24 protein-coding genes and 1 pseudogene are annotated in these 24,308 nt (G+C 55.6%); 11 read left to right on the top strand and 14 right to left on the bottom strand.

Annotated elements, in window-relative coordinates; translation table 11 throughout:
* Nucleotides 1-2 precede the first annotated feature (2 nt).
* From U738_RS15835 to U738_RS15825, 3 genes are all read left to right on the top strand, one after another.
* Complete coding sequence (locus tag U738_RS15835; protein WP_035582258.1) at nt 3-1,160, top strand: M20 aminoacylase family protein; 1,158 nt, start codon at nt 3-5, stop codon at nt 1,158-1,160.
* Between the two features lie 130 nt (nt 1,161-1,290).
* Entirely contained in the window at nt 1,291-2,196 is a 906-nt protein-coding gene (locus U738_RS15830) for an NAD(P)-dependent oxidoreductase (protein WP_035582256.1), read from the top strand.
* Nucleotides 2,193-3,743 (top strand): aldehyde dehydrogenase family protein, encoded by a 1,551-nt coding sequence (locus tag U738_RS15825; RefSeq protein WP_035582253.1) that lies wholly within the window; start codon nt 2,193-2,195, stop codon nt 3,741-3,743. Before U738_RS15830 ends, U738_RS15825 begins: the two co-directional genes overlap by 4 nt.
* On the opposite strand, the gene U738_RS15820 is transcribed toward U738_RS15825, so the two are convergent.
* The 4 genes from U738_RS15820 to U738_RS15805 form a co-directional block, all read right to left on the bottom strand.
* Nucleotides 3,722-4,666 (bottom strand): LysR family transcriptional regulator, encoded by a 945-nt coding sequence (locus tag U738_RS15820; RefSeq protein ID WP_035582250.1) that lies wholly within the window; start codon nt 4,664-4,666, stop codon nt 3,722-3,724. The two genes, U738_RS15825 and U738_RS15820, sit on opposite strands and share 22 nt — an antisense overlap.
* Nucleotides 4,667-4,679: 13 nt before the next feature.
* A complete protein-coding gene (locus U738_RS15815; protein WP_035582247.1) occupies nt 4,680-5,036 on the bottom strand; it encodes a hypothetical protein in 357 nt (118 codons plus the stop codon).
* Nucleotides 5,036-5,308 carry an HU family DNA-binding protein gene (locus tag U738_RS15810; RefSeq protein WP_035582245.1) on the bottom strand — a complete coding sequence of 91 codons (273 nt, stop codon included), beginning with the start codon at nt 5,306-5,308 and terminating at the stop codon, nt 5,036-5,038. The genes U738_RS15815 and U738_RS15810 overlap by 1 nt, the downstream gene beginning before the upstream one ends.
* A gap of 109 nt (nt 5,309-5,417) precedes the next feature.
* A complete protein-coding gene (locus tag U738_RS15805; protein WP_035582242.1) occupies nt 5,418-6,608 on the bottom strand; it encodes an NAD(P)/FAD-dependent oxidoreductase in 1,191 nt (396 codons plus the stop codon).
* Nucleotides 6,609-6,733: 125 nt separating this feature from the next.
* On the opposite strand from U738_RS15805, the gene U738_RS15800 reads away from it, so the two are divergent.
* From U738_RS15800 to U738_RS15770, 7 genes are all read left to right on the top strand, one after another.
* Entirely contained in the window at nt 6,734-7,309 is a 576-nt protein-coding gene (locus U738_RS15800) for a chorismate lyase (protein WP_050712787.1), read from the top strand.
* A gap of 35 nt (nt 7,310-7,344) precedes the next feature.
* Nucleotides 7,345-8,235, top strand: a complete 891-nt coding sequence (gene ubiA, locus U738_RS15795) for a 4-hydroxybenzoate octaprenyltransferase (RefSeq protein WP_035582239.1) — start codon at nt 7,345-7,347, stop codon at nt 8,233-8,235.
* Between the two features lie 125 nt (nt 8,236-8,360).
* Entirely contained in the window at nt 8,361-9,050 is a 690-nt protein-coding gene (gene phoB, locus U738_RS15790) for a phosphate regulon transcriptional regulator PhoB (RefSeq protein WP_007112280.1), read from the top strand.
* A gap of 2 nt (nt 9,051-9,052) precedes the next feature.
* Nucleotides 9,053-10,339, top strand: a complete 1,287-nt coding sequence (phoR, locus tag U738_RS15785) for a phosphate regulon sensor histidine kinase PhoR (RefSeq protein WP_035582236.1) — start codon at nt 9,053-9,055, stop codon at nt 10,337-10,339.
* 305 nt (nt 10,340-10,644) lie between these two features.
* Nucleotides 10,645-10,950 (top strand): hypothetical protein, encoded by a 306-nt coding sequence (locus tag U738_RS15780; protein ID WP_035582233.1) that lies wholly within the window; start codon nt 10,645-10,647, stop codon nt 10,948-10,950.
* A gap of 644 nt (nt 10,951-11,594) precedes the next feature.
* Complete coding sequence (locus U738_RS15775; RefSeq protein ID WP_035582232.1) at nt 11,595-11,897, top strand: hypothetical protein; 303 nt, start codon at nt 11,595-11,597, stop codon at nt 11,895-11,897.
* 584 nt (nt 11,898-12,481) lie between these two features.
* A complete protein-coding gene (locus U738_RS15770) occupies nt 12,482-12,805 on the top strand; it encodes a hypothetical protein (RefSeq protein WP_035582230.1) in 324 nt (107 codons plus the stop codon).
* A gap of 93 nt (nt 12,806-12,898) precedes the next feature.
* On the opposite strand, the gene U738_RS15765 is transcribed toward U738_RS15770, so the two are convergent.
* The 7 genes from U738_RS15765 to U738_RS15735 all read right to left on the bottom strand — a co-directional run bounded on the left by U738_RS15765 (nt 12,899) and on the right by U738_RS15735 (nt 19,472).
* Nucleotides 12,899-13,393, bottom strand: coding sequence for a copper chaperone PCu(A)C (locus U738_RS15765; RefSeq protein ID WP_035582228.1), 495 nt, complete (start codon nt 13,391-13,393; stop codon nt 12,899-12,901).
* A gap of 127 nt (nt 13,394-13,520) precedes the next feature.
* Entirely contained in the window at nt 13,521-14,237 is a 717-nt protein-coding gene (gene cysZ, locus U738_RS15760) for a sulfate transporter CysZ (protein WP_035582226.1), read from the bottom strand.
* A 79-nt stretch (nt 14,238-14,316) separates the two neighbouring features.
* Nucleotides 14,317-15,042 (bottom strand): phosphate signaling complex protein PhoU, encoded by a 726-nt coding sequence (phoU, locus tag U738_RS15755; protein WP_035582224.1) that lies wholly within the window; start codon nt 15,040-15,042, stop codon nt 14,317-14,319.
* 31 nt (nt 15,043-15,073) lie between these two features.
* Nucleotides 15,074-15,889 carry a phosphate ABC transporter ATP-binding protein PstB gene (pstB, locus tag U738_RS15750; RefSeq protein ID WP_035582222.1) on the bottom strand — a complete coding sequence of 272 codons (816 nt, stop codon included), beginning with the start codon at nt 15,887-15,889 and terminating at the stop codon, nt 15,074-15,076.
* Nucleotides 15,883-17,307, bottom strand: a complete 1,425-nt coding sequence (gene pstA / locus U738_RS15745) for a phosphate ABC transporter permease PstA (RefSeq protein ID WP_035582218.1) — start codon at nt 17,305-17,307, stop codon at nt 15,883-15,885. The genes pstB and pstA overlap by 7 nt, the downstream gene beginning before the upstream one ends.
* Complete coding sequence (locus U738_RS15740; protein WP_035582216.1) at nt 17,304-18,422, bottom strand: ABC transporter permease subunit; 1,119 nt, start codon at nt 18,420-18,422, stop codon at nt 17,304-17,306. Before U738_RS15740 ends, pstA begins: the two co-directional genes overlap by 4 nt.
* Nucleotides 18,423-18,572: 150 nt before the next feature.
* On the bottom strand, nt 18,573-19,472 hold the full coding sequence (locus U738_RS15735; protein ID WP_035582214.1) for a PstS family phosphate ABC transporter substrate-binding protein: 900 nt from the start codon (nt 19,470-19,472) through the stop codon (nt 18,573-18,575).
* 197 nt (nt 19,473-19,669) lie between these two features.
* Between U738_RS15735 and U738_RS15730 the strand changes: the two genes are divergently transcribed.
* Nucleotides 19,670-20,086: an acyl-CoA thioesterase gene (locus tag U738_RS15730; RefSeq protein ID WP_035582212.1), complete on the top strand. Its 417-nt coding sequence runs from the start codon at nt 19,670-19,672 to the stop codon at nt 20,084-20,086.
* Between the two features lie 82 nt (nt 20,087-20,168).
* On the opposite strand, the pseudogene U738_RS15725 reads toward U738_RS15730, so the two are convergent.
* The 3 genes and pseudogenes from U738_RS15725 to uvrD form a co-directional block, all read right to left on the bottom strand.
* Nucleotides 20,169-21,261 (bottom strand): annotated as a pseudogene (locus U738_RS15725) (TRAP transporter substrate-binding protein).
* A gap of 104 nt (nt 21,262-21,365) precedes the next feature.
* Entirely contained in the window at nt 21,366-21,845 is a 480-nt protein-coding gene (locus U738_RS15720) for a phosphate-starvation-inducible PsiE family protein (protein ID WP_035582211.1), read from the bottom strand.
* A gap of 32 nt (nt 21,846-21,877) precedes the next feature.
* Nucleotides 21,878-24,076: a DNA helicase II gene (uvrD, locus tag U738_RS15715; RefSeq protein WP_035582209.1), complete on the bottom strand. Its 2,199-nt coding sequence runs from the start codon at nt 24,074-24,076 to the stop codon at nt 21,878-21,880.
* Nucleotides 24,077-24,308 lie beyond the last annotated feature (232 nt).

The raw sequence follows: 24,308 nt of genomic DNA, 5'->3' as shown, positions 1-24,308 counted from the left end.
CGATGGCTACCCCAGTTCATTTACCGGATAGTTCAGAATTAACCGCGTGGCGCCACGATTTTCACCAACACCCGGAAACCGCGTTTGAGGAGCACCGCACCAGCGCGCGCATTGCCACGCTGCTCAATGAGTGGGGCTTTGAGGTGGCTAGCGGGATTGCCGGTACCGGCGTAGTGGCGACCTTGGATGGCCGCTTGGGGGAAGGCAAAACTATCGGCCTGCGGGCTGATATCGATGCCCTGGATATCCGCGAGGAGACCCAGCTGGCGTACGCCTCGCAAACGCCCGGCAAGATGCACGCCTGCGGCCACGATGGCCATACCACCATGCTATTGGGCGCCGCCTGGGCGTTAAAGCAGCAGCCGGATTTCAAAGGCCGGGTGGTGTTTATCTTTCAACCTGCCGAAGAGAACGCCGGTGGCGGGCGGGTGATGGTCGAAGAGGGCCTGTTCGAACGCTTCCCCATGGATGCGGTTTACGGGCTGCACAACTGGCCGGGCCTGCCCGTCGGTGTCGCAGCCGTGCACGATACCGACGTAATGGCTGCCTTTGATATCTTTAGCCTGACGCTGACCGGTAAAGGCTGCCACGCGGCGATGCCGCACTTAGGGACTGATACGGTATTGGCGAGCTGCCAACTGATCAGCCAACTGCAAGGATTGGTGAGCCGCGAAACGCCGCCGGATAAATCCGCGGTGTTGAGTATTACCAGCATTAATGCGGGGGATACGTTCAATGTGATTCCCGAACAGGTAGCGCTGCGTGGCACGCTGCGTTGCTTCGATATGGCGCTTAAAGAGCACTTAGAGGCACGCTTTAAGCAGGCGATTGCCAGCTTAGCTGAGTTCCACGGTTTAACTGTTGAGTTGGACTACCAGCGCTGCTACCCCGCCACTATCAATACGCCGGAACATGCTCAGCACTGCGCCACGGTGCTGGAAGACTTACTCGGTAGCGATAACGTGCGGCGTAACCCACCGCCGAGTATGGCCTCAGAAGATTTCTCGTTTCTACTTGCCGAGCGCCCAGGTGCTTATATCTGGATGGGCAACGGCGAGGAGTCCGCTTCGTTGCACAACCCGCGCTATGACTTCAACGACGCGCTGCTGCCACTAGGGGCGCGCTATTGGGTGGAGCTGGTAAGGGCGCTGCTCGCCTAAATCGAACGTTAAACCTAAACAACCAGCGTTATTCGCTCTCTGATGCCCAACGGGTAGGGGAGCGTCTACGCCAAATATCTATACCAAACATAGCGTCTCGTTATCAAAAAGGCGCTTAGGGAGTTTTAGGATGTCTTTAATAACTGAGCCTTTAACCATTACCGTCATCGGGCTGGGGCAGATGGGTGGCAATATGGCGCTCACCCTTAAAGCAGCAGGGTTTGAAGTAACGGGTAGCGATCTATTTGAGCCAGCGCGTTTGCGGCTTGCTGCCCAAGGCTTAGCCGTAGTGGCACCCGAAGAACTGCCTGCAAGCGATGTGTACCTGCTGTCGCTGCCTACTTCCGCCCATGTGCGCGAAGTGATTGAGAAATCACCGGGCTTACTTACGCTGGCGCCAAAAAGCAGCGTGATTGTTGATACGTCGACAAGTGATCCTCAGGTTAGTCGAGAACTGGCCGAAAAAGTAACCGCAGCGGGCCTTCAATGGCTAGACGCGCCGGTAAGCGGCGGCCCGAAAGGTGCTGCCAGCGGCAAGCTGGGCATGCTGTTAGGGGGCGATGAGGCCACTATTGATCGGGTGATGCCGATGCTAGAGGCGATGTCAGCCAAGCGCACCCATGTGGGTGGCCCAGGCAGTGGCCATGTGGTCAAGCTCGCCAATAATTACCTGTGTGCGGCGCACTTGCTGACCACCGCCGAAGCCGTTGCTATGGCAGCCAAGGCGGGCGTTGATCCCACTGCCTGTTTGGCGGGCATCAATAGCGGCTCGGGGCGCAGCGCGATAAGCGAGGTGAATTTCCCCGAGTGGATAGTGAACGAGCGTTTTGATTCAGGTTTTACCACCGGCTTGATGCGAAAAGACCTGCGCTTAGCGCGCGATGCCGCCGAGCAGTTGGGAATTCCGGCGATCCTGTTGCAAGCCGTAGTTGATGCCTGGCACGCCAACGCCGATAACCCCGCCGATAGCGACGACTTTAACCATATCACCACGCCGATTTTAGCGCGCGCCACTCAAGCGGAGGGCAACCAATGAACGCACTCAGCCAACACGCTAGTGATCATCTTACCGAACTGCTCGAAGGTTTCGGATTAGCCGCTGCCACGCCACTGAGTAATTGGGTTAACGGTGAATTAGTCGCGGGAGAAGGGGAATCGATCACCCTGACTAACCCGGCCACAGGCGAAACGCTGGTGAGCTACCGCGATGCGGGGGCTGCGTTGATTGAGCGAGCTACTCACGCTGCCCAGCGAGGCCAGCGTGAATGGATGACATTAACCGCCAGCGAGCGAGGGCGACGCATGAATGCGGCACTTCGCGGCCTTGAGGGCCATGAAGAGGCGCTGGCGCAGCTGGAAAGTGTCGTTGCCGGTAAGCCGGTTCGCGACTGTCGGGCCGAAGTTGGCAAAGTGCGCGAGATGTTTGAATACTATGCAGGCTGGTGCGACAAGCAGCACGGCGAAGTGATTCCAGTGCCCACTTCGCATCTTAACTATGTGCGCCACGTGCCCTATGGCGTGGTGGGGCAAATTACCCCCTGGAACGCGCCGATGTTTACCTGTGCCTGGCAGCTGGCCCCGGCCATTGCCGCAGGTAACGCAGCCGTATTGAAGCCCTCTGAGTTAACCCCGTTCTCATCAGTGGTGATTGCCAAGTTACTTGAAAGCGGCGGGCTCCCTAAAGGGCTGATCAATATCGTCAACGGGCTGGGCAAAACGACTGGTGCGGCGCTGACCGATCACTCCACCATCAGCAAGCTGGTGTTTGTCGGCTCGCCCCAAAGTGGCCGCCTGATTGCCGAGGCGGGTGCACGACGGTTGGTGCCCAGCGTGTTAGAACTGGGGGGCAAATCAGCCAACATCGTATTTGCCGATGCCAAGCTGGATGAGGCCGTGGCAGGAGCCCAGGCGGCGATTTTTGCCGCGGCCGGCCAGAGCTGTGTGGCGGGTTCGCGGCTGCTGATTGAGCGCGCGGTATTTGAGCAGGTTACCACCCGCCTAGCGCGCGCAGCAGAACAGATTCCGGTCGGCCTGCCCAGCGATGAAGCGACGCGTATGGGCCCTCTGCAGAATCGCCGTCAGTTTGAGCAGGTAACGCGCATGATTGACGCGGCGGTAGCCGCTGGAGCGCGGCTATTGACCGGCGGCAAGCGCCCGGTAGGACTGCCTGACGAGGCCCAAGGCTACTTTATCGCCCCTACCGTACTGGTCGATGTCACCGCAGATATGGAAATTGCCCAGCAAGAGGTGTTTGGCCCGGTGCTGGTAGCCATGGCCTTTGACGATGAAGCTGAGGCTATTCAACTCGCTAACGAAACACGCTTTGGTTTGGCCGGTGCGGTATGGAGCCAGGATGTGGCCCGGGCTCATCGTGTCGCCGGGCAACTGCGTGCGGGTACCGTGTGGATCAATAGCTATAAAGCAATCAGCGTCATGTCACCGTTTGGTGGCTTTGGCGATAGCGGCTTTGGTCGCTCCAGCGGCTTGGATGGCCTGCGCGAATATACTGTGCCACAAAGCGTCTGGGTGGAAACGGCGCCAGAGGCCAGCGTGGCGTTTGGTTACGGTAGCGGCGTTGGTTGATCGCTTACCGAACCGGGTTCTCGGAAGGCCTGCATCCAGCGCTGCAAGTGGCGTAGCAACAGTATGCAGGCCTTGGGCTGCTGGCGGCCTACGCGGGTGACCATATGCGCATGGGAACGCTGAAAGAGCGGGTTGTCCACCGGGCGTGCTACCAGTGTGCCGAGCTCTAAATCATGGGCGACGGCAAAGGCGGGGAGCAGCGTGATGCCCATCCCGCTGCGCACATACTGCGCCAACACCACCATGGAATTGGTGTTCATTGCCAGACGTGGGGCAATTCGAGCCTGCTGAAACGCTTGATCGACCATTTGGCGCACCCCGTGGCTGGGATCCCACATGGCCATCGGCTCGGCGCTCAGTTGGGTAAGCGTAAGTGGCGTGGCGTGGTTAGCCAAGGGGTGGTCGGGTGCCAAGATCGCCATCAGCGGCTGGGGGCTGGAGGCCCAGAAGCGAAGCTGAGGGTGGGTTCGTTCGTGGAACATTAAGCCGATATGGCTGTGATCATCAACCACGGCTTCAATAATGCCCGAGGTGCCAGCGATATGAATATTGAGCTGGATGCCCGCATAAAGTTGGGTAAATTCGTGCAGCGGGGAAGCCACTAAATCACTGACAAAACCCTCACCTACGGTGAGTGATATTCTGCCGGTTTCCAGGCGTTGGTAGGATTCAAGCGAGGCGATAAAGCCTTCATCAAGGGCACCGCGCCGTTCGCAGTACTCAAGCAGCATTTCGCCTACAGGGGTAGGCGAAATGCCATCGCGCTGACGCTCCATGAGGGTGGCTCCCAAGGCTTCTTCCAGCAGCGCAATTTGCCTGCTCACTGCCGAGGGAGCAATGTCCAAGCGCGCCGCTGCGCGGCGCACTGAGCCAGACTCCAGGGTAACGCGGAAGTACACTAAGCGTTGATGAGGTATGTCCATCGATAGTGAGGCGCTACAAATACTTGAGCAGTTTTTGCAGCTTATTCATATCGGCGGAATCACCCACCAAGCGCACGCTGCCATTCATCATACCGTCGAGAAAGGCCTGCTGAGTTGGCTTTTTGAGCACTTTCAAGGCGGTATCCTGATCACGGAAACGTAGCTCTAGATCTAAGTCGACGGGCAGCCCTTTACCGGTACTGACACTTTTCGGTGTCATCCGGTAGTGGCGGGCAATACTTAGATCTTCCGTGGCAATCCCCCAGTCCAAGCCGCGCATGCGCTCTAACTGTTCACGAAAGCGCGGCTTGCGGCGCAGGGCACGTTTGAGCATTACGCCCAGCAGCCACAGCGTCAGCTTGAGCTTCATTAGGAAACGGCGTCCTTAAGTGCTTTGCCAGGCTTAAAGGCAACGTTTTTGCTGGCCGGAATTTGCAGTGGTGCACCGGTCTGCGGGTTTTTGCCGGTACGCGCTGCGCGCGCGCGAACGGTAAAGGTACCAAAGCCAATCAGAGCGACATCTTCGCCCTTAGCACAACTGTTGGTGATCTCATCCAGAATCACGTTCAGCACTTGGCCAGCTTTATCTTTAGAAAGGTCGGCATTTTCAGCGATGGCTGCAGCGAGTTCAGGTTTGCGCATAAAGGAATCTCCCCTTTTGAAAAGAAATCAAACATCAAATAAATGCATGTTGTTGAGTGCGTAGCCGATTAGGTTAGCTTTTCTAGCCTAGTCGTGAACGCGACGAAAATCAGCCTAGCAGCGTAGGGGCTGCTCTGGAAAGCTCCACTTTCCTTCTCACGCAGCCCCCTGTCAACGCAAAACCAATCAAACGACCGTATTTATTTTCAGCCAAGGCACTGATATCACCGCCTTCGCCTTCAATTCGCCAACGCTCGGGGGTGGTCGCCGGTGGGTAGGCAACCACTGGCAGCAGCGGCGTTTTAACCACCACCGGCCAAGCGCCAAAGCTAACCGGGGTGTGGGTGCCTGAAAGGGTTGCCGCCAGCGCTTTAGCGCTGGCTTGCAGCGGCTGAACGTACATGGCATTAACGCCGTCTACGCAGGCTACATCGCCCAGGGCGTAGATATTGGAGTGCGAAGTCCGCAACTGACGATCAACCGCTATGCCGCTAGGCGACACGCTTAAACCAGCAGCTTCGGCGAGCGCTGTGCGGGGTGCGAGGCCGGTGGCCATTAGCACGAGATCAGCGTTGACGGCCTCGCCGCTATCCAACCGCAGAACAGTATTTTCACCGCTGCTGAGCGCTATAGACTCAATTGAGCGGCCAAGGTGAAGATGGATACCCGCTTCGCTAAAGGCATCACCCAGGGCGTTCCCTAAGGGTGGTGGCAGCAAGCGAGGAAGTAGGGATCCCTCGGGGGCGACGATGCTGACTTGATGACCGCCAGCGTGAAGATCATTGGCAAATTCACAGCCCACTAGTCCCCCGCCAATAATCGCTACCTGTGCGGGGCCGTGGCCTAACGCGGTATAAAAGCGGCGGTAGTCGTCTAGGTCGTTGATCGTAAAGCAACGTGGGGCCACGCTGGCGTCGATGCTGAAGGGCACCCGTGGCGCGGCGCCAGTGGCTAATACCAGTGTGTCGTAGCCGAGCACCTGGCCTTCTTTGAGCAGTATTGATTGGTTATCCACATCCAGAGCGCTTACCTGGGTGTGGATAACCACCTGGGCGTTGAGCTCTTCGCCAAGCTGCGCTGCGCTGCGCTGGGCTAATTGATCCGGCTTCAGGCCCTTGGCGAAGCCGGTGGAGAGCAACGGCTTGCTATAGTCATCGCCGCTGTCAGCGCTTACCAGCGTAATCGAGCGTTGGTCGCCCAGGCGGCGCAAGGCGCGGGCAAGGCCAACCCCTGCCATGCCAGTGCCAATAATCACCAGCGCAGCGTGTGAAGATGTTTTTTGTGCTTGGGTGGCGGGCATGCAGACACCAAAAAGTTGCTAAGAAAGAGGCGCTAAACTAGAGCTGCTAAAAAAGGTGTTGAAACAAAAGCCTTTCATTGCCCCATGTTACACTAGCTGACCCGTTTATTGCCCTGGAGAACTTGGTGACGCCTGCTGCTTTTCGGCAAACCCCTCTATTTTCGCGCTGGCGCCAGATTGATGCGGCCCGCCCGGCGATGAGTGCCCCCTGGTGGCAGTGGGTTGCCTCTACCGACTCATTAACCGCCCGTTTAATGGCCGCGGGGGGCGATAAGCCTTTTCGAGTACGGCTGCTACGCCAGGGCGTCGGTTGGCCGCGACAGGATGAGGCTCAGGCGCTGGGCATTGGTGCTAAGCGTTACGCTTGGCTGCGGGAAGTGGCGCTGTGTTTAGATGAAACGCCGTGGGTGGTGGCGCGCTCGGTCGCCCCGCTCACGCAGGTAAAGGGCCAACGGCTAGAGAGCTTGGGCGAGCGCTCGCTAGGTAGTTGGCTATTTCGCCAGCCGGGTTTAGTGCGTGGGCCATTGGAAGTAACGACGCATTCCCCCCAGTTTGCTAGCGTCAACGGCATACGGGAAGGCTGTGCCTGGGGAAGGCGCTCCGTTTTTTATCACGGCTGCAAGCACGGCAGTCTGTCGTTATTAGTGCAAGAGTATTTTTTGACGGCGATGGCGGATGATCTTGGCCTGCCTTCGCGCTAGGCTAGCGCCTGCATCTTATTCTTCGTGAGGTAAGCATGGATCGTTCACTGTTGCGGCCGAAGGGATGGGCTCGCGTGGCAGATTTTTTACAGCTGATGCGCTTGAATCGGCCGATAGGCACATGGCTTTTGATGTGGCCGACGCTGTGGGCACTTTGGGTCGCTGCAGAAGGCGTGCCCGGGCGAAATGTGCTGCTGATTTTCGTGGCCGGTGTTTACGTGATGCGTGCCGCGGGCTGCGTGGTCAATGACTATGCGGATCGCCACTTTGACGGCCATGTGAAACGTACCAAAAACCGTCCATTAGCCACGGGCCGGATCAGCGAAACCGAGGCGCAGCTGCTGTTTATTGCCCTGGTGGCCGCGGCGTTTATTCTGGTACTACTAACCAACTGGTTTACGGTGCTGCTCTCGCTGGGCGGGGTGCTGCTGGCGATTATTTATCCGTTTATGAAGCGCTATACCCACTTTCCCCAGGTGGTGCTGGGCGCGGCTTTTTCCTGGGCAATTCCGATGGCTTTTGGCGCCGTGCTTGGCCACGTGCCGCTGGAAGCATGGCTGCTATTCTGCGCTAATGTGTGCTGGACAGTGGCCTATGATACCCAGTACGCCATGGTCGATCGCGACGACGATTTAAAAATTGGCATTAAATCGACGGCCGTGCTGTTTGGAAACGCGGATCGTTTGATTATCGGCCTGCTCCAGTTAGCCACTCTGGGGTTGTTGGCCTGGGTAGGCTGGCGGGTTGGTTTAGGTGGATTCTTCTGGTTAGGGCTTGCGGCCATGGCGGCGACTTTCCTGCATCAGCAGCGCTTAATTCGCTATCAGGAGCGGGATCCCTGCTTCCAGGCGTTTCTCAATAATCACTGGTCGGGGCTACTGATTTTTGCCGGTATCGCGCTAAGTTGGTGGCCTATCACTGGGTAATCTCGGCGGTTGTCATGTAACTGTCATCAAGTCATGGTGTTATCGTCATTGACATGTCATTGAACTGTTTTTCTTTGAATTCGCTTTCTTTGAACTAGTTTTTTCGAACACCGTGAGGCTCTGGTATGACCGCCAAGACCGTTCTGATTGTCGATGATGAAGCGTCGATTCGCGAGATGATCGCGGTAGCGCTGGAAATGGCTGACTATCGCGTGCTCGAAGCGGATAATGCCCAAGATGCTCATGCTATGGTGGTTGACCACCAACCCGATCTACTGCTGCTGGACTGGATGATGCCGGGCACTAGCGGAATTGAGCTGGCAAGGCGCTTAAAGCGTGAAGAAGCTACCGCCGAAATTCCTATTATTATGCTCACCGCTAAAGGCGAAGAGGATAATAAAATTCAAGGGCTTGAAGCCGGTGCCGATGACTATATCACCAAGCCCTTTTCACCCCGGGAATTGGTGGCTCGGTTAAAGGCGGTGCTGCGCCGTGCGACCCCGCGTGGGGTTGAAGACCCGATAGAGATTAACGGTCTGCTACTTGATCCGGTAAGCCACCGGGTCAGCGCCCACGGCAAAGCGCTGGAAATGGGGCCTACCGAGTACCGTTTGCTGCAGTTTTTTATGACCCATCAAGAGCGCGCTTACACGCGTAGCCAACTGCTTGACCAAGTGTGGGGCGGCAACGTCTACGTCGAAGAACGCACGGTCGATGTGCATATTCGCCGCTTGCGCAAAGCGCTGGGCGACGTGCATCAAAACCTGATTCAAACGGTTCGGGGTACCGGTTACCGTTTCTCTGCACGGGTGTAAATGTGCGTTTATGGAGTCGTGAGCTGTGGCGAATAGCGTGGCTGTCCACGCTGGGTACTTGCTTAGGTTGGCTATTGGGCTCGGCTGGGCTAGGGCTTTCGGCAGGGCTAGCGGTATGCCTGTTTTACCATTTACGTCAGTTGCGCGAGCTCTACCAGTGGCTCACCCTTCACCCACACGATGAGCCGCCTGCTGCTCGCGGAATGTGGGGCGAGTTATTTGACCGCTTATACCGCTATCAAAAAAGCCAGCGTATTACCCAAAGCCGTCTGCGCGCTACCTTAGCGCGTATTCAAGAGTCGTCTGAAGCGATGCGCGACAGCGTGGTCATGCTTGACCGTCACGGTGATCTGGAGTGGTGGAACAGCGCTGCCACCGCCATGCTAGGGCTACAAACCGCCCATGACCGTGGTCAGCACATTACCAATCTGCTGCGCGATCCAAGCTTTATCAGTTACTTTAATGCGCGTAACTACAGTGAGCCATTAACGCTAACCTCGCCGATTGATGAACGGCGAATTCTGCAGTATCAAATTACCCTGTACGGTGACGATGAACGCTTGGTGATGGCGCGCGATATCACCCGCTTGCATCGCCTTGAGCAGATGCGGCGCGACTTTGTTGCCAATGTCTCCCACGAGCTGCGCACTCCTTTGACCGTGCTCTCCGGCTATTTGGAAACCTACAGTGATATTGCCGATCAGTTGCCGCCGCGATTAGGTCGTAGTATCCAGCAAATGCAGGAACAGACCCAGCGGATGCAGAATTTGGTCAATGACTTATTGCTGCTTTCGCGTCTGGAGATTGATCAGGGCGGTAAAGATCATCACCCGCTGCCACTTGGGCCTTTACTACAAAGCGTTTGTGATGATGCGCTGGCCCTGTCGCATCAGCGGCATACCATCACAGTGGCGCTTGAAAGCGATGCGCGGCTGTTAGGTAGCGAACAGGAAATTCGCAGCGCCGTCTCTAATCTGGCCTTTAATGCGGTGCGCTACACGCCAGCAGGCAGCCAAATCACACTGCGCTGGAAAGCTAGCGCTACTGGCGGGGGCTATATAGATGTTGAAGACAATGGTGAAGGGATTGATCCCGTTCATATTCCCCGCTTAACCGAACGCTTTTACCGAGTCGATAAGGGGCGCAGCACTGCGACCGGTGGTACAGGCTTAGGCTTGGCGATCGTTAAGCACGTGCTATTGCGTCACGATGCACAGCTGCAAATTGAATCTCATCCCGGCAAGGGCGCGCTGTTTCGCTGCTCCTTCCCCTCCTCGCGTCTGGTTTAATTAAGCAAAGGATCCAACGCACAACATTTGTAGAAGTGTGCAATATTGGCATGCAAGGTTGGTAAAACTTACTCATGTGTCATTTTTATACAGCTTTAAGCGCCAATTGATGGCTTGGGTAGTATTTCTTTGGTATAGCGGTTATTTGTTAAGTCATTGATTTTATTTGTTTTATATTTTTATTGTGACTTTTGGCATGCCAGCTGCACTTTATTAAGTAAGGAAGATGACCGCAGGAATTGCTGGCTACTGGTTAGCCTTTCTTTCTTAACCAAGCGGTAACAAACAGCGATCGGAGGTGGAATATGATGTCCAAGGATTTTCTCAAGAAAGCTGGTATTTTAGGTGTATCTTTTGGCCTGATGGCAAGCCCATTGGCGTTTGCACAAACAGATGAAAACACTGCAATTGATGAGAACCAAGGCATCACGGCTGATGAGCAGCCAATGGATGCACAGGGTACTGGTAGCTCTAGCAGTGATAGCATGAGTAACGATTTAACCCATGACGAAGGCGATGATGCCAGCGACATGGAGCCTCAATCAAGCAGTCACTCAGATGACGCTGAATATGACGAAGATGAACTTGTTGAAGAAAATGGCGGTAGCTAATTATTGATGATTTTTTAGATATCATTGAATGCTTTTTCATAGGATGAGGAAGCGATCAACAGGATGTTATACAGACAAGGATGTGCTTCGGATTCAAGGATGAATCAATAGGAAATCAAAACGTTAGTCAGGGTAAATTCCAGGGTTGGAATCCCGCACAAGGAGTGGAAGCTAGCGTTAGTCATTACCTATAACCTATTCTGATATCGGGCCCCGCTGTGCGGGGCCTAATTTTTTGCTGTCTGCTTTTTCGCCTCCTGCTTTTTCCTTATTACTTCTGCCCACCCGCCTTCGCTGCCACTCCCTTTACAGTACTTTTTTCGTTTTTCTATAAACGCTAGCGTCTAGCGGCCTATTAGCTGTGCCTGGGTTGCTTTGCTGAGTGTGTCATAAAGGCACAGACAATTTTGCGCATGTGTCATTAGTGCACATGTAATTAGCGTGCTTTTGTTTTTAGCGGCATATGATTGCGCGCAATTTAAATTGTTTAAGTATTTGATTTTTGGTTATTAACTTTTTAATTTTTGTTTTTGGCATTGCATATGCAATCTCAAGGCAGTGAAGCTAACCGCAGTGAGATATCAGCCACAGTGCCCCTCTCACTTCACTTCAGCGGTATCAAACAGTCGCCAGGAGTAAATAGTATGTTTAACGCATTTGTGAAAAAAGCAGCCGTTGTAGGTCTTTCATTTGGTTTGCTGGCCAGCCCGCTAGCCTTTGCCCATATCTCCATCGATGCCAATCAAGACTTCACGGTTGATGACGAGCCCATCCAGGCGCAGTCTCATCACACATCCGGCCAAGCAGATTTTAGCCCATCTGATCTAATGTATGACGAAGGCGACCGCCCTAATGTCGTCAAGGCAGAGTCTCATCGCACTAGTGGTCAAGCGGACTACACCGCTAAAGATTTGACCCAAGACGTAGGTGATGGAAACGTTTGGTAACAAAAGTTTGCAATTTCGAGAAAATATATTACGATTAGGTTGTGAGCTAAAAGCGTAAAAACGTGTCACACCGATAGGGATGCACGTCGATTCAAGGAATGAATCAAACGACAATCAGAGCGCTGGTCAGGGTTAAATTCCAAGGTTGGAGTCCCGCAAACGGAAAGGAAGCTAGCGCTAGTCATTGTCATAATCTTGTGTCCTTAGACCCTGCTGATGCGGGGTCTGATTTTTTGTGACACTTAAAACGCTCTTAAGCTACTATCCTCTTCGTTTGGGTGCTGTTTTCTAACGGCTCCTATCTCCATCAGCGCCGCTATTTTTCCATCAGCTCTCCGGAAGGCATGTCTGAACCAGCCGTATTGGCTATAAATAAATCGTCACATGTGTAATTGTTGCACAATTATATTTTGCAAAATAAGCTAGTGCTGCTTTTTTTTGTGCGCAATTTTATTTTTTATGTGACTGATTTGTAAGTTCTTATTGTTTATATATGAGCTTTGGCATTCAGTATGCCTTGTTAAAGCAGTAATGACCGTTCTTATTGTTATTGAGCGGTATCCAAAAATATTGAGGAGCACGTCATGTTATTGAAAGAAACGAGCAAGAAGGTTGCTATCGTAGCGACTGCTTTTGGTCTAGTCGCGAGCCCGCTGGCAATGGCGAACTCGTCCATTGAATTGAACCAAGACCGTTCCGCTGGTCAAGGTGTCATCGACAAGCCTGAAACGCATGCAACGTCACATGCAGCTCACGTATCGGCTGACGATTTGAACCGTGATGATGGCGATAGCCTGGATTTCTCGCCATCTAGCAGTGCTTCTGATAAAGGGGAAAGAGTGCAGCGTGGTGCTAATATCAGCCCAGAAGATCTGACCCGAGATGAAGGCGATAGCACTGACTGGTAACCGATAAAATAAGTGTAACTGCTAATTTAGCCGTTTCTCGTTGAAACCCCCGCTTCGGCGGGGGTTTTTGCTTTGCGTTAAAAGCAACGGTCATCAGTGGTGGTGCCCATCAGCGGCTTCACTGCCTTCTTGAGCGTTTTGGATCCAGACCTCAATCTCCACATCGCCTTGTTCAGCAAAGGTTAGCGTGAGGGGAAACTGCTCGCCCTCTTTTAGCGGTTCGGTTAAACCAAGCAGCATTAAGTGAAAGCCGCCGCCAGGACGCATGCTATAGGTTTCCTCAGCCTCGACACGAATCTCATCCACATGCCGCATCTGCATCATATCGCCGTCCATTTGCATGTCGTGCAACTCAACGTTGCTGCTTGCCGGGCTACTGGCGCCAATCAGGGTAACGGAGTCTGAAAAGGCGGTGATATCTACATAGGCAGCGCCGTTTTCAGCACCCGGTGGGGTGGGTGTGGCGAAAGGGTGCGCAATGCGCAGAGCGTCTGTTTTTACGTCGTGGGCGAGTGCCCCAGACGCCATTGAAATAGACATGGCGCCAATCACGAGCACGCCACCCAGCCAAGCCATCGGTTTTAACATGCGTTTATTCCTTATTGTTTATTGAATGAAGGGAAATATAGCTAAAACGTAAAGGTAGCAAAGCGGCATAGCCTGGGTAATAAGCGTCTACTGCGGCGTGATGCCACGTGCCTCATTACATGCGTCATTACATGCCGTCCCTATAGTGGTCATCCCAAAGCAGCACGGCACCCGCTACAGCGCCGGGAATCAGAAATAGATTGGCGAGCGGAATCCAGGTGATTAGCGTGACCAGCCCCCCAAAACTGAGGCTTTGCCACCAGCGCTTAGCGAGTCGTTGCCGCATATCAACAAACGTTACCTTGTTGTTATCCATGGGGTAATCCAAATAGGTGATGGCCATCACCCAGGCAGAAAACAGCGCCCAGAGTAGTGGGGCAACGATATTGACGCCTGGAATCCAGCTGATCACAAACAGGCCAGCGGCACGCGGCAGAATATAGGCGAGCTTAACAAACTCTCGACCCAGGGCATCAATGGCTGTTTTAGCCAGATTTCGGTCATCAATAGGCTCACGGCCAGTAGCTTGGATTTCAACTTTGGCGGCCAAAAAGCCGTAAAAAGGGGCTGCAATCAAGCTGGTCACCAGCGTGAAGGTAAAAAACACTACTACCAACAAGCTAATCACAAACAGCGGCCAGATAAGCCAGGATAGCCAATCCAGCCAGGCGGGTACCATGCTCATCCAATGAGCTAACCAGCCATCGAAGCGGTTGAGCACAAAGCTGAACATACTCACGTAGACAATCAGGTTGACTAAAATCGGCAGGAAAATATAGCGGCGCATACCCGGCTGATACACACAGCGTGTACCTCGGCTAAGCGCAGTGACAGCATCCAGCATGTGGGGTGAACTCCTTGTGATTCAAACGTCCAGGCCGCTTGGCAGCCTGGACGTATTGCAGGAGGAAACCCTTACCAGGTCAAGACTTTTTTAGCACCTTCGGATCGAGGTCGTCGGTGTCGCTGTGGCGAATATCCAGGCCTTTGACGAGATAAACCACATACTCGGCGAGATTGTCGGCGTGGTCGCCAACCCGCTCCAGCGCGCGCAGTACCCACATAATGCTGAGTACTGAGGTAATAGAGCGCGAGTCTTCCATCATAAAGGTCATTAACGAGCGCATCGCGCTGCTGTACTCGTCGTCTACCAGCTCGTCTTCGCGCACAACCTGCATGGCAAGGTCGGTATCGAAGCGGGCAAAGGCGGTTAGCGCATCGCGGAGCATTTTACGCACGTGCTCGCTGATGTGGCGCACCTCTACCAAGCCGCGAATAGTGCTGGAATTTTCGCTGAGTAGCAGCGCGTTGCGGGCAATTTTGCTGGCTTCATCGCCAATCCGCTCGAGGTCTGAGGTGGCGCGGATAACGGCCAGCACCAGACGTAAATCGGACGCTGCAGGCTGACGGCGCGCCAGTACCCGGGTGCATTCGTCGTCGATTTGCAGCTGCAGATCGTTGACCTGACGGTCATTATCACGCACCTGTTCGGCCAACCGGGTGTCGCCTTCCAGTAGGGCAAAGACGGCGTCCTGCACTTGCTTCTCCACCAGACCGCCCATGGCCATCAGGTGGGTTTTCAGCTCTTCCAGCTCCTGGTTGAACTGGCGAGAGATATGCTGGCTGTGGGTATCGCTCGTAATATCCATGGAGCACTCCTGACGTTTCAGTCGCTAAGGCCTAGGTGATGCGGCCGGTGATGTAGTTTTCGGTGCGTTGCAAACGGGGATTGGTGAAGACCTGATCGGTAGGCCCGTATTCAACCAGCTCACCTTGATGCAAAAAGGCGGTGTAATCCGATACACGCGCCGCCTGCTGCATATTGTGGGTGACCAGTACCAGCGTCAGCTCTGACTTGAGGTTACGGATCAACTCCTCAATTTTGAGTGTTGATATGGGGTCGAGCGCTGACGCAGGTTCATCCAGCAGCAGCACATCGGGCTGTACGGCTAAGGTGCGGGCAATTACCAGGCGCTGCTGCTGGCCACCAGAAAGCTGCCAGGCGGAGCGGTGCAGGCGATCTTTTACTTCATCCCACAGCGCGGCGGAGGTTAATGCCCACTCAATAATGTCGTCCCTTTTGCGCTTGGGCAGGCGCTGCTGCAGTCGCAGGCCAAAGGCCACGTTTTCATAGATCGACATGGGGAAGGGGTTAGGCGTTTGAAACACCATCCCGACACGTCGCCGCAGCTCAGTGACATTCATTTTCGGATCATGAATATCCTGCCCTTCCAGGGTGATTTGACCGCTGTGGGTCGCCGACTCATTGAGGTCGTGCAGCCGGTTAATCGCCCGTAATAGCGTCGACTTACCGCATCCCGACGGACCAATGAAAGCGGTTACACGATGACGCGGAACGCTGAGGGTTAAGTCGCGCAACGCCTCTTTCCCCGCGTAGGCGAGGCTAAAGTGATCGATACTCAGGCAGCTGTGCTCGGACGAAAAGTGCGCCACTGGTGCCTGAGAGGTATTGGCTGAATGTAATGACGCTAGCATTCGTTTCCCCGTTGACGCCTAAGATAATGACGCAGAAATATGGCAGTTAGGTTAAGCACCAGCACAATTAACACTAAAAGTAGCGCCGTAGCGTAAACCAGTGGAATGGCGGCCTGCACATCTTCGCCGTGAAAGGCGGTATCAAATAAATGATAGCCAAGGTGCATAAACTTGCGCTCTAAATGTAGGTAAGGAAACTCACCATCAATGGGCATCTGGGGCGCTAGTTTGGCGACACCCACGAGCATCAACGGCGCCACTTCCCCGGCCGCGCGGGCGACCGCTAAAATCACCCCTGTCAGCATGGCGGGGGCAGCCATGGGTAGTACGATGCGGGTGAGCATCTCTAAGCGCGTAGCGCCAAGGGCCACGGCACCTTCCCGTTGAGCATCGGGAATGCGCGCTAGGCCCTCCTCGGTTGCCACAATCACCACCGGTAGGGTCAGCAGCGCGAGGGTGAGTGACGCCCATAGCAGGCCGCCGGTGCCAAAGGTGGGCGAGGGTAGCGTATCGTTAAAAAACCACTCATCCAGCGAGCCGCCAATGCCGTAAACAAACACCCCCAAGCCAAATACCCCATACACAATCGACGGCACGCCCGCCAGATTACGCACGCCGATGCGCACGAGGCGAGTCAGTCTTCCCTGGTGGGCGATTTCATTAAGATAAATGGCCGCCAGCACCCCAAACGGAGTGACGATCACCGACATTAAAATCACCATCAGAACGGTGCCAAAAATAGCGGGCCATACGCCGCCACCGGTATTGGCCGCCCGTGGGCCTTCGCTTAAAAATAGCCAAACACCCTCGCCCCAGGCGCGGGTTTTCTGCCATCCGCTCATGGCATTGGGTGCTTGAGCGCTAATCACGCTGGCGAGTGGTTGTCGCAGGGTTTGGCCGTCCACGGTACTAAGCAGCAGTTGTCCCGTCTGGCGCTGGTTAGCGGGAAGTGCCAAGAGAGCCGTCAGCTGCTGCCAGGCCGCATCTCCCGTCCAGCGCTGGTCGCCTTGCTCAATGGCCACCAAGCGGCCGATAAAATCCCCCCAGGGGCTGCGCTCGATGCGGATCAGGTCCTTGGGTTGGGTGCGCTCGACAATTTGCTCAATGGCCACCCAGTGCCAGCGAGCGCCATCGATATCCTGATTGCCGGTGAAGTAGAGGCGCTCATCTCCCGCCTGCTGTGGCAGTGCGACCTCGCGTACGGCTTGGCCTGCAAAGGTTTCACCCGAGCTAAGGGTGATCTCTTCCAGCGTGGCGGGCCAGAAGTGCCCTAGGCCGCGCACCAGCAGCAGCGTCAGTAGGGCGCCCAGCATCAGCAGGGAAAGCGCTACGCTGGCCGCACAGAGCCAAGGCCATAGCTCATTGAGCCGGCTAAAACGAGGGCGGCGAGAGGCGGCGTTGTGCAAGGCAGAGGTCATCCTGTACCCCCTATCTGGTGGTAACGGCGGCGCAAACGCTGGCGGACGACCTCGGCGAGGGTATTGACCAGAAATGTAAATATAAATAACACTAGCGCGGCCAAAATCAGCAGATGGTAGGTTTGTCCACCGGGTGACGCTTCAGGTAGCTCAATGGCGATAGCCGCGGCCATGGAGCGCATCCCCTCAAAGGGGCTGGCGCTAAACAGGGCGGTATTGCCGCTGGCCATCAGCACAATCATGGTTTCGCCCACTGCCCGACCGGCACCAATCATTACCGCCGAGAAAATACCTGGGCCCGCCGCCGCCAGTGCCACTCTCCACAGTGCCTGCCAGCGGCTGGCTCCCAGCGCCTGGGCGCCCTCTATCAGGGTCGGGGGCACATCGGCCAGTGCGTCTTCTGCCAGTGAGTAGATACTGGGGATAACCGCAAACCCCATGGCAATGCCAACAATCAGCGCGTTACGGGTGGCGTAATCCATGCCAAAACGTTGGTCGAGCAATTGGCGCAGGTCACCCCCTAGCCACTGCTGCTCTATCCATGGCGCGAGCCATAGCGCTATCGCCACCATGAAGACAAGCCAGGGCACTAACCACAGGCCCGCCCAGGAAAGCGGTAAACGGCGACGAAGGTGTGTTTGAGCCCGCTGCCAGAGTAAGCCGGCAAGCGCGGCACTAAGCGGCAGCCAAATGATCAGCACTAAAGCGCTGGCGAGATGACGCTCTACCCAGGGTGCCAAAATAAGCCCGGCAATAAAGCCCACCACCACCCCGGGAATAGCCTCCATCATTTCGAGCGCGGGCTTGATACGCGAGCGCAGGCGCGCAGACATAAACAGCGCTGAGTAAATGGCGGCCCCCAAAGCAACGGGAATGGCGAACAGCAACGCGGCTAACGCGGCTTTGAGGGTGCCCCACGCCAGAGGAGAGAGTTTAGCCAGGGCAAAGGTATCGCCAATCGCCAGCAACGGGAGCGTTTCCCACACCAAAAAGATGCCGATAGCCAAAATTGCCAGCAGTACACCCACGCCGCCCGCGGTAATTAACCCGGTGGCCACGCGATCCTGCAGCAGCCGCAGCGGCTGTCGAGAAGAGGTTAAACGAGGTGGGATCATGTCGCTATCATGACAAAAATAGGCATGGCAAAACCGAGGTGATCATAGCGCTGACCGATAAGTAGTGAAAAACAGTGCATAGATAGGTTCCCTACCCTAAGACAATTATGTGTCAGTTAGATGACAGTGATTGACCACCTTTATTGAGCGTTAAGGGCGCTTTTGCTGCTCGCGAAGAACCTTCTGAGTTAACGGAACAAAGCCGGACGCACGAGCAATCTGTTGACCTTCCGCGGATAGAATCAGCGTTAAGAGTGCCTGCTCAGGTGGTGGCAACGCCTCGCCCGGCGGCAGGTTTACGTAGAGATAAAGGTAGCGCGACAGTGGGTAATCACCGCTTTGAATCGCCGCTTCATCGGGCGGTATGGCGGTGCCGTCATCGTTATAGAGGCTCACTGCGTGCACGGCTGGGGTGAGGTGGTTAAACCCGGCGTAGCCCATCGCATTGGCGGACTCCCCTACCGCGGCGACCACCGCCGATGAGCCTGGGTGTTCGCTGATATCGTTGCGAAATTGACCGCCGCATAATGCCCGCTCTTGAAATAGTCCGTGGGTACCCGAGGCAAGGTTACGCCCATGCAGCGCGATACCGCCAAATGACCAGTCACGGGTTGCTGGCAGTTGCTCCCAGCGCCTGATCGGTGCTTCGCCACCGCAGGCACGAGAGGTGGAGAAGATCGCGTCGACCTGCTGGCGGGTTAGTGCACGCAGTGGGTTATGGCGGTGTACGACAACGATAAGCGCGTCACGGGCGACCTTTAATTCCAGCGGCGGATAGCCATAGCGCTCAATAAAGTTATCACGCTCGTCAGCCGTCATTGGGCGAGACATTGGGCCAAGCCGTGTGGTGCCTGCTACCAGGGCGGTTGGCGCACTGGCCGAGCCGCTGGCTTGAAATTGCAGCTTTACATCAGGATAACGGGTGGTGAGGGTTTCGCCCCAGCGTAACATTAGCCCCGCCATGGTGTCTGAGCCCACAGCGCCCAAGGTGCCACTAATCGCGGCAGGTTGCCCCCAGGCCTGGGGCGCTATCAGCACCATAAGCAGCATTACCAAGCGTAATAAGAGGCGCTGTAGAGGTAAAGAGGCGCCCCTGTGAGTTGAAAGAGTATGCAAATGAGTATTCAAACAAGCGTCCTCTTATGGTTAACTGAATCCATTCTCTGGTGTTGCGATGCAGCAACAGCCATTAACAACGCAGGCGCCCTGCAACGTTTACAACAATAAACTGACTAAGCGACGAACTCATGACTCTTCTGGAAACCGATTTGGACGACGCTCCCGCCCCACAAGGGCAGCTTACTTTAAAATTACTGGCTTCCCGCCAAGATACCAATTTTTATGGCGATATACCCGGGGGGTGGCTGGTCAATCAAATGGATCAAGCGGCTGAGCTTGCTGCCGGGCGTGAAGCGGGTGGCCGCACGGCGACGGTGGCCATTGAGGCCATGGACTTCCTAAGCCCGGTGCGCGTGGGCTCGATGGTCAGTGTTTACACCCAGGTACAAGAGATTGGCCATAGCTCAATCAAAATTGATGTAGAGGTCTGGGTGCGCCCGCCCCATGGGCAGCGCATAGAGGAGCGCCAAAAAGTGACTGAAGCACGCTTTGTGATGGTCGCCCTGGACGATAACGGACGCATTCGCGCGGTGCATAGCGACTAGTTCATCCATCCAGATCCTGCCTCAAATAGCAAAAGGGCGCATAGTGCGCCCTTTTGCTGTGCTTGTCGTTTAGCCTAGCGCTTTAGCCATCGACGTTATCGCGGTTCTTGAGATAGGCGAATTCACCCACATCGCTGAACGGGCGCAGCAGCTTCTGGAAGGCCGAGTAAGACTCATACACGCGGCGAGACTCCTCGTCGCTGTCGACCTGGCGCTGGATGGCTTCCAGGGAAGAGGTGTAAAGCGCTGCCATGACGTCTTCGGGGAAAGTACGCAGTTGAACGCCATGCTCATCGACTAATGCTTCCAGTGCCTGGGCATTACGGAAGGCGAATTCGCTGATCATGGCAAGGTTAGACGCCCGTGCGGCCTCGCGGATCACGTCCTGCAGGTCTTCCGGTAGCTCATTCCAGGCATCCAGATTGATCGTGCCTTCCAGTACCGCCGAGGGCTCGTTCCACGCCGAGGTGTAGTAATAGTCAGCCACCTGATGCAAACCAAACGCCAAATCGTTATACGGCCCCACCCAGTCAGCGGCATCCAGTGCGCCGGTTTGCAGCGAGGTGAAAATTTCCGAGCCCGGCATATTCACGGTGCTGACGCCAATGCCGTTCATCGCCTCGCCGGCTAGGCCTGGCAGGCGAAGTTTTAGCCCCTGCATATCGTCTAGCGAGTTGATCTCTTTCTTGAACCAGCCTGCCATCTGGGTGCCGGTGTTGCCGACGGCAAACGGTTTCAGGTTGTGATTGGCGTAGATCTCATCCCACAGCTCCTGGCCACCGCCATGGTACAACCAGGCGTTCATTTCGGTGGTGGTCATGCCGAACGGCACGGCGGTAAAGAACTGCGAGGCAGCCACTTTGCCGCGCCAGTAGTAAGAGGCAGAGTGGCCCATTTCAGCGGTGCCAGCAGCCACCGCGTCGAACACTTCCAGGGCGGGAACCAATTCACCCGCACCGTGGACGCGAATCTGCATGCGGCCATTGGAAAGCTGCTCTACCCGGCGGGCGAAATCATTCGCACCGGTGCCCAGGGCGGGAAAGTTTTTTGGCCACGAGGTGACCATGTCCCAGGTATAGGTCTCTTGAGCGCGCGCTAGAGGTTGTGACAAAAGGGGCAGCAGCGACACCGGCGGCACCCAGGCCGACGGATTTGAGAAAGTTACGGCGTTGCATAGTGAGCGAAACTCCAGAGTTAAACGTACTGTTGTTATAAGGCGCTGAGTGCGCGGTATTCGCTAGTTAGTATGCTGTATAGCGAATTTAGCCCGCAAGCTTGATTAATCATCTGCTGCGTCTTTCATGCTGTTGCCATGGCGTACCAGCCAATAGCAGCCGCCTAACGCTAAGACCGCCATCGAAAGCGCGCCAATTTGCCAGGGGTCGATGACTTCCATATCCAACACCATAAACTTACGCACCAGCGCCATAATGGCAATGAGTACGACGATCTCAACGTGAATGAAACCTTTACCACTGGTCATCGTGCGGATGATGGAGTTGTTGAACTCCATGGCAATCAAGACGGTAAGAATCATGTCGAATAAAGCTTGAAACACCCGGTAGTCAAACGGGTCGCGGCTTTGAATAAACAGCAGTTGCACCACATGAATGACCAGATAATACATGGCGACGAGCACAGCGCCGCCAATGGCGAGCGTCAGAACCATCGATACCAAGCGTTCAAAACGCTGGTAACCGCTGAGTGTCTGCCAGCCGTTACTAACTTCGGGGAATAGGCGTTTTAAGCGTTGTTTCATGATCGTCTACCTGTTGAGTGACAGCGTTGGGCTTAAAGCGGCGTCAACTTGGCAAAGCCGAGGACTAGCCATTTGACGCCTTCGCCTTCAAAGCTGACCTGAACCCGGGCACGCGCGCCTTCGCCTTCCGCGTTAAGGATAATCCCTTCGCCGAATACCGGGTGCTCAACCCCCTGGCCGACGTGCAGGCTGGGTATGTCGCCGTCGCTTTCGACGCTTTGCTGAGCAAAGGAAGTGCGCGATGCCGTCACCGGGCGGGAAATATGCCCGCGCAGGCGGACTTCTTCCAGCAGGTGCGGGGGCAGCTCGCGCAGAAAGCGCGAGGGGCGTGGAAACACCTCTTTGCCGTGTAGGCGGCGGGTTTCGGCGTGGGTCAGGTAGAGCTTCTGCATGGCGCGGGTGACACCGACGTAACACAGTCTGCGTTCCTCTTCGAGCCTGCCCGGTTCCTCAAGGGACATCTTATGCGGAAACAGCCCCTCTTCGACACCGGCAATAAACACCACGGGGAATTCCAGGCCTTTGGCGGAGTGCAGCGTCATCAGCTGTACGCTGTCCTCAAACTCTTCGGCTTCATGGTCGCCAGCATTAAGCGCGGCTTCTGAGAGAAACGCTTCCAGTGCGGCCATGCCTTCGCCCGCTTCAGGGGCTTCAAAAACGTCGCCTTGGGTAAAGGCGCGGGCAGCAGTGACGAGCTCTTCCAAGTTTTCGACCCGCGCCTGGCCTTTCTCGCCGCGCTCACTCTTGTGATGTTCGATCAAACCGGTATGAACCGTGACGTGATCGATAATCTCGTGCAGCGCCATGCCGGAAGCATCGTTATCGAGCTGCTCAATCAGGTTGGCGAAGGTTTGCACTGCATTGGCCGCTCGGCCTTTCAAGGTGCCGTCGTTAATTGAATCGTGGAGCGCCTGCCACAGCTGAATGCCTTGTTCACGGGCGCGCAGGCGGACAATCTCCACGGTGCGGGTGCCGATGCCGCGGGTGGGCACGTTAATCACCCGTTCTAGCGAGGCGTCGTCATCGCGGTTAAGCATCAGGCGTAGATAGGCCAGGGCATTTTTGATTTCCAGGCGCTCATAAAAGCGGTGACCGCCGTAAATACGGTAAGGCATGCCTTGGCGAATCAGCGTCTCTTCCAGCAGCCGCGATTGGGCGTTGGAGCGGTAGAGAATGGCGACATCGCGGCGGTTGAAGCCTTCGTCGACCTTCTCCTTGATGGTATCGACGATATAGCGCGCTTCTTCCAGGTCGTTAAACCCGGCGTAAATCGAGATCGGTTCGCCTTCGATGCCGTCGGTCCAGAGGTTTTTACCCATCCGCTCGCTGTTGTGGCTGATCAGCGTATTGGCAGCTTCAAGAATCGCGCTGGTGGAGCGATAGTTCTGCTCAAGCCGCACGGTATGGGTTTGCGGAAACTCCTGCTCAAAGCGGCTGATATTCTCCACTTTGGCGCCGCGCCAGCCGTAGATCGACTGGTCATCATCGCCTACTGCCGTCATCGGCGTCTGCATGCCGGTCAGCAGTTTTAGCCATGCATACTGCAGGGTGTTGGTATCCTGAAACTCATCCACCAGTACGTGACCAAAGCGCTCCTGATAGTGTTTCAGCAGCGCGGGGTTATCGCGCAGTAGCTCCAGGCTTCTCAACAGCAGCTCGCCGAAATCGACCAGTCCGCCCCGCTCGCAGGTGAGCTGGTAGCGTTCGTAGAGCTCGACCATCTGGCCCATGTAGGCATCGCCATCCACATTGACCTGATGCGGACGCAGTCCCTCTTCTTTACAGCCGGAAATAAAGTGCTGCACTTGGCGCGGCGGGTAGCGTTCGTCGTCGATGGAGTAATCTTTCAGCAGCCGTTTGACCAGGCGTAGCTGATCGTCAGAATCGATAATCTGGAAGTGTTGCGGCAGCTTGGCATCCTGCCAGTGGGTGCGCAGCAGGCGGTGGGCGATGGAGTGAAAGGTGCCTACCCACACATGGCGCATCGAGATGCTAAGCAGTGCCTCAAGGCGGGTGCGCATCTCTTTGGCGGCTTTGTTGGTAAAGGTAACCGCCAGCAGAGCGTAGGGAGACAACCCTTCGGCCTGCATCAGCCAGGCGATGCGATGCACCAGCACGCGGGTTTTACCGGAGCCTGCGCCTGCGAGCACCAACAGATTACCTTGAGGGGCGCTCACTGCTTCGCGCTGGGCGGAGTTGAGCTGATCGAGAATCGCCGTGACGTCGTCCATAATAGCCGCTGCCGGATCAAAAAATAGGCGGCTAGTCTAGCACAGCCAGCGAACTGGCTGTGTATACAGGTGTAGTGATTGCAGTTATTCGCAACTGCTACCTTTAAAAACTTTCTAACAGGGGACGAGGGCAGGCTGAAGCGAGGGTCTTTTGCCATGGATGGCAAAAGTAGCGCCCAAGGACGGGTTTACAGCGCCCTCGCGTAAGCCTGTCCTCGGCACCGAGGCTTAT

Origin of the sequence: Halomonas sp. TG39a, from assembly GCF_000744395.1 — a bacterium.
Lineage (GTDB): Bacteria > Pseudomonadota > Gammaproteobacteria > Pseudomonadales > Halomonadaceae > Vreelandella > Vreelandella ventosae_B.
The sequence above is the reverse complement of the archived record's forward strand: the minus strand, read 5'-3'. Positions and strand labels throughout refer to the sequence as shown.

What these genes read in the sequence shown, in the direction of transcription:
- U738_RS15835 (WP_035582258.1), top strand. Translation starts at nt 3, where the DNA reads ATGGCTACCCCAGTTCATTTACCGGATAGTTCAGAATTAACCGCGTGG.
- U738_RS15830 (WP_035582256.1), top strand. Translation starts at nt 1,291, where the DNA reads ATGTCTTTAATAACTGAGCCTTTAACCATTACCGTCATCGGGCTGGGG.
- U738_RS15825 (WP_035582253.1), top strand. Translation starts at nt 2,193, where the DNA reads ATGAACGCACTCAGCCAACACGCTAGTGATCATCTTACCGAACTGCTC.
- U738_RS15820 (WP_035582250.1), bottom strand. Translation starts at nt 4,666, where the DNA reads ATGGACATACCTCATCAACGCTTAGTGTACTTCCGCGTTACCCTGGAG.
- U738_RS15815 (WP_035582247.1), bottom strand. Translation starts at nt 5,036, where the DNA reads ATGAAGCTCAAGCTGACGCTGTGGCTGCTGGGCGTAATGCTCAAACGT.
- U738_RS15810 (WP_035582245.1), bottom strand. Translation starts at nt 5,308, where the DNA reads ATGCGCAAACCTGAACTCGCTGCAGCCATCGCTGAAAATGCCGACCTT.
- U738_RS15805 (WP_035582242.1), bottom strand. Translation starts at nt 6,608, where the DNA reads ATGCCCGCCACCCAAGCACAAAAAACATCTTCACACGCTGCGCTGGTG.
- ubiA (WP_035582239.1), top strand. Translation starts at nt 7,345, where the DNA reads ATGGATCGTTCACTGTTGCGGCCGAAGGGATGGGCTCGCGTGGCAGAT.
- phoB (WP_007112280.1), top strand. Translation starts at nt 8,361, where the DNA reads ATGACCGCCAAGACCGTTCTGATTGTCGATGATGAAGCGTCGATTCGC.
- U738_RS15780 (WP_035582233.1), top strand. Translation starts at nt 10,645, where the DNA reads ATGATGTCCAAGGATTTTCTCAAGAAAGCTGGTATTTTAGGTGTATCT.
- U738_RS15775 (WP_035582232.1), top strand. Translation starts at nt 11,595, where the DNA reads ATGTTTAACGCATTTGTGAAAAAAGCAGCCGTTGTAGGTCTTTCATTT.
- U738_RS15770 (WP_035582230.1), top strand. Translation starts at nt 12,482, where the DNA reads ATGTTATTGAAAGAAACGAGCAAGAAGGTTGCTATCGTAGCGACTGCT.
- U738_RS15765 (WP_035582228.1), bottom strand. Translation starts at nt 13,393, where the DNA reads ATGTTAAAACCGATGGCTTGGCTGGGTGGCGTGCTCGTGATTGGCGCC.
- cysZ (WP_035582226.1), bottom strand. Translation starts at nt 14,237, where the DNA reads ATGCTGGATGCTGTCACTGCGCTTAGCCGAGGTACACGCTGTGTGTAT.
- phoU (WP_035582224.1), bottom strand. Translation starts at nt 15,042, where the DNA reads ATGGATATTACGAGCGATACCCACAGCCAGCATATCTCTCGCCAGTTC.
- pstB (WP_035582222.1), bottom strand. Translation starts at nt 15,889, where the DNA reads ATGCTAGCGTCATTACATTCAGCCAATACCTCTCAGGCACCAGTGGCG.
- pstA (WP_035582218.1), bottom strand. Translation starts at nt 17,307, where the DNA reads ATGACCTCTGCCTTGCACAACGCCGCCTCTCGCCGCCCTCGTTTTAGC.
- U738_RS15740 (WP_035582216.1), bottom strand. Translation starts at nt 18,422, where the DNA reads ATGATCCCACCTCGTTTAACCTCTTCTCGACAGCCGCTGCGGCTGCTG.
- U738_RS15735 (WP_035582214.1), bottom strand. Translation starts at nt 19,472, where the DNA reads ATGCTGCTTATGGTGCTGATAGCGCCCCAGGCCTGGGGGCAACCTGCC.
- U738_RS15730 (WP_035582212.1), top strand. Translation starts at nt 19,670, where the DNA reads ATGACTCTTCTGGAAACCGATTTGGACGACGCTCCCGCCCCACAAGGG.
- U738_RS15720 (WP_035582211.1), bottom strand. Translation starts at nt 21,845, where the DNA reads ATGAAACAACGCTTAAAACGCCTATTCCCCGAAGTTAGTAACGGCTGG.
- uvrD (WP_035582209.1), bottom strand. Translation starts at nt 24,076, where the DNA reads ATGGACGACGTCACGGCGATTCTCGATCAGCTCAACTCCGCCCAGCGC.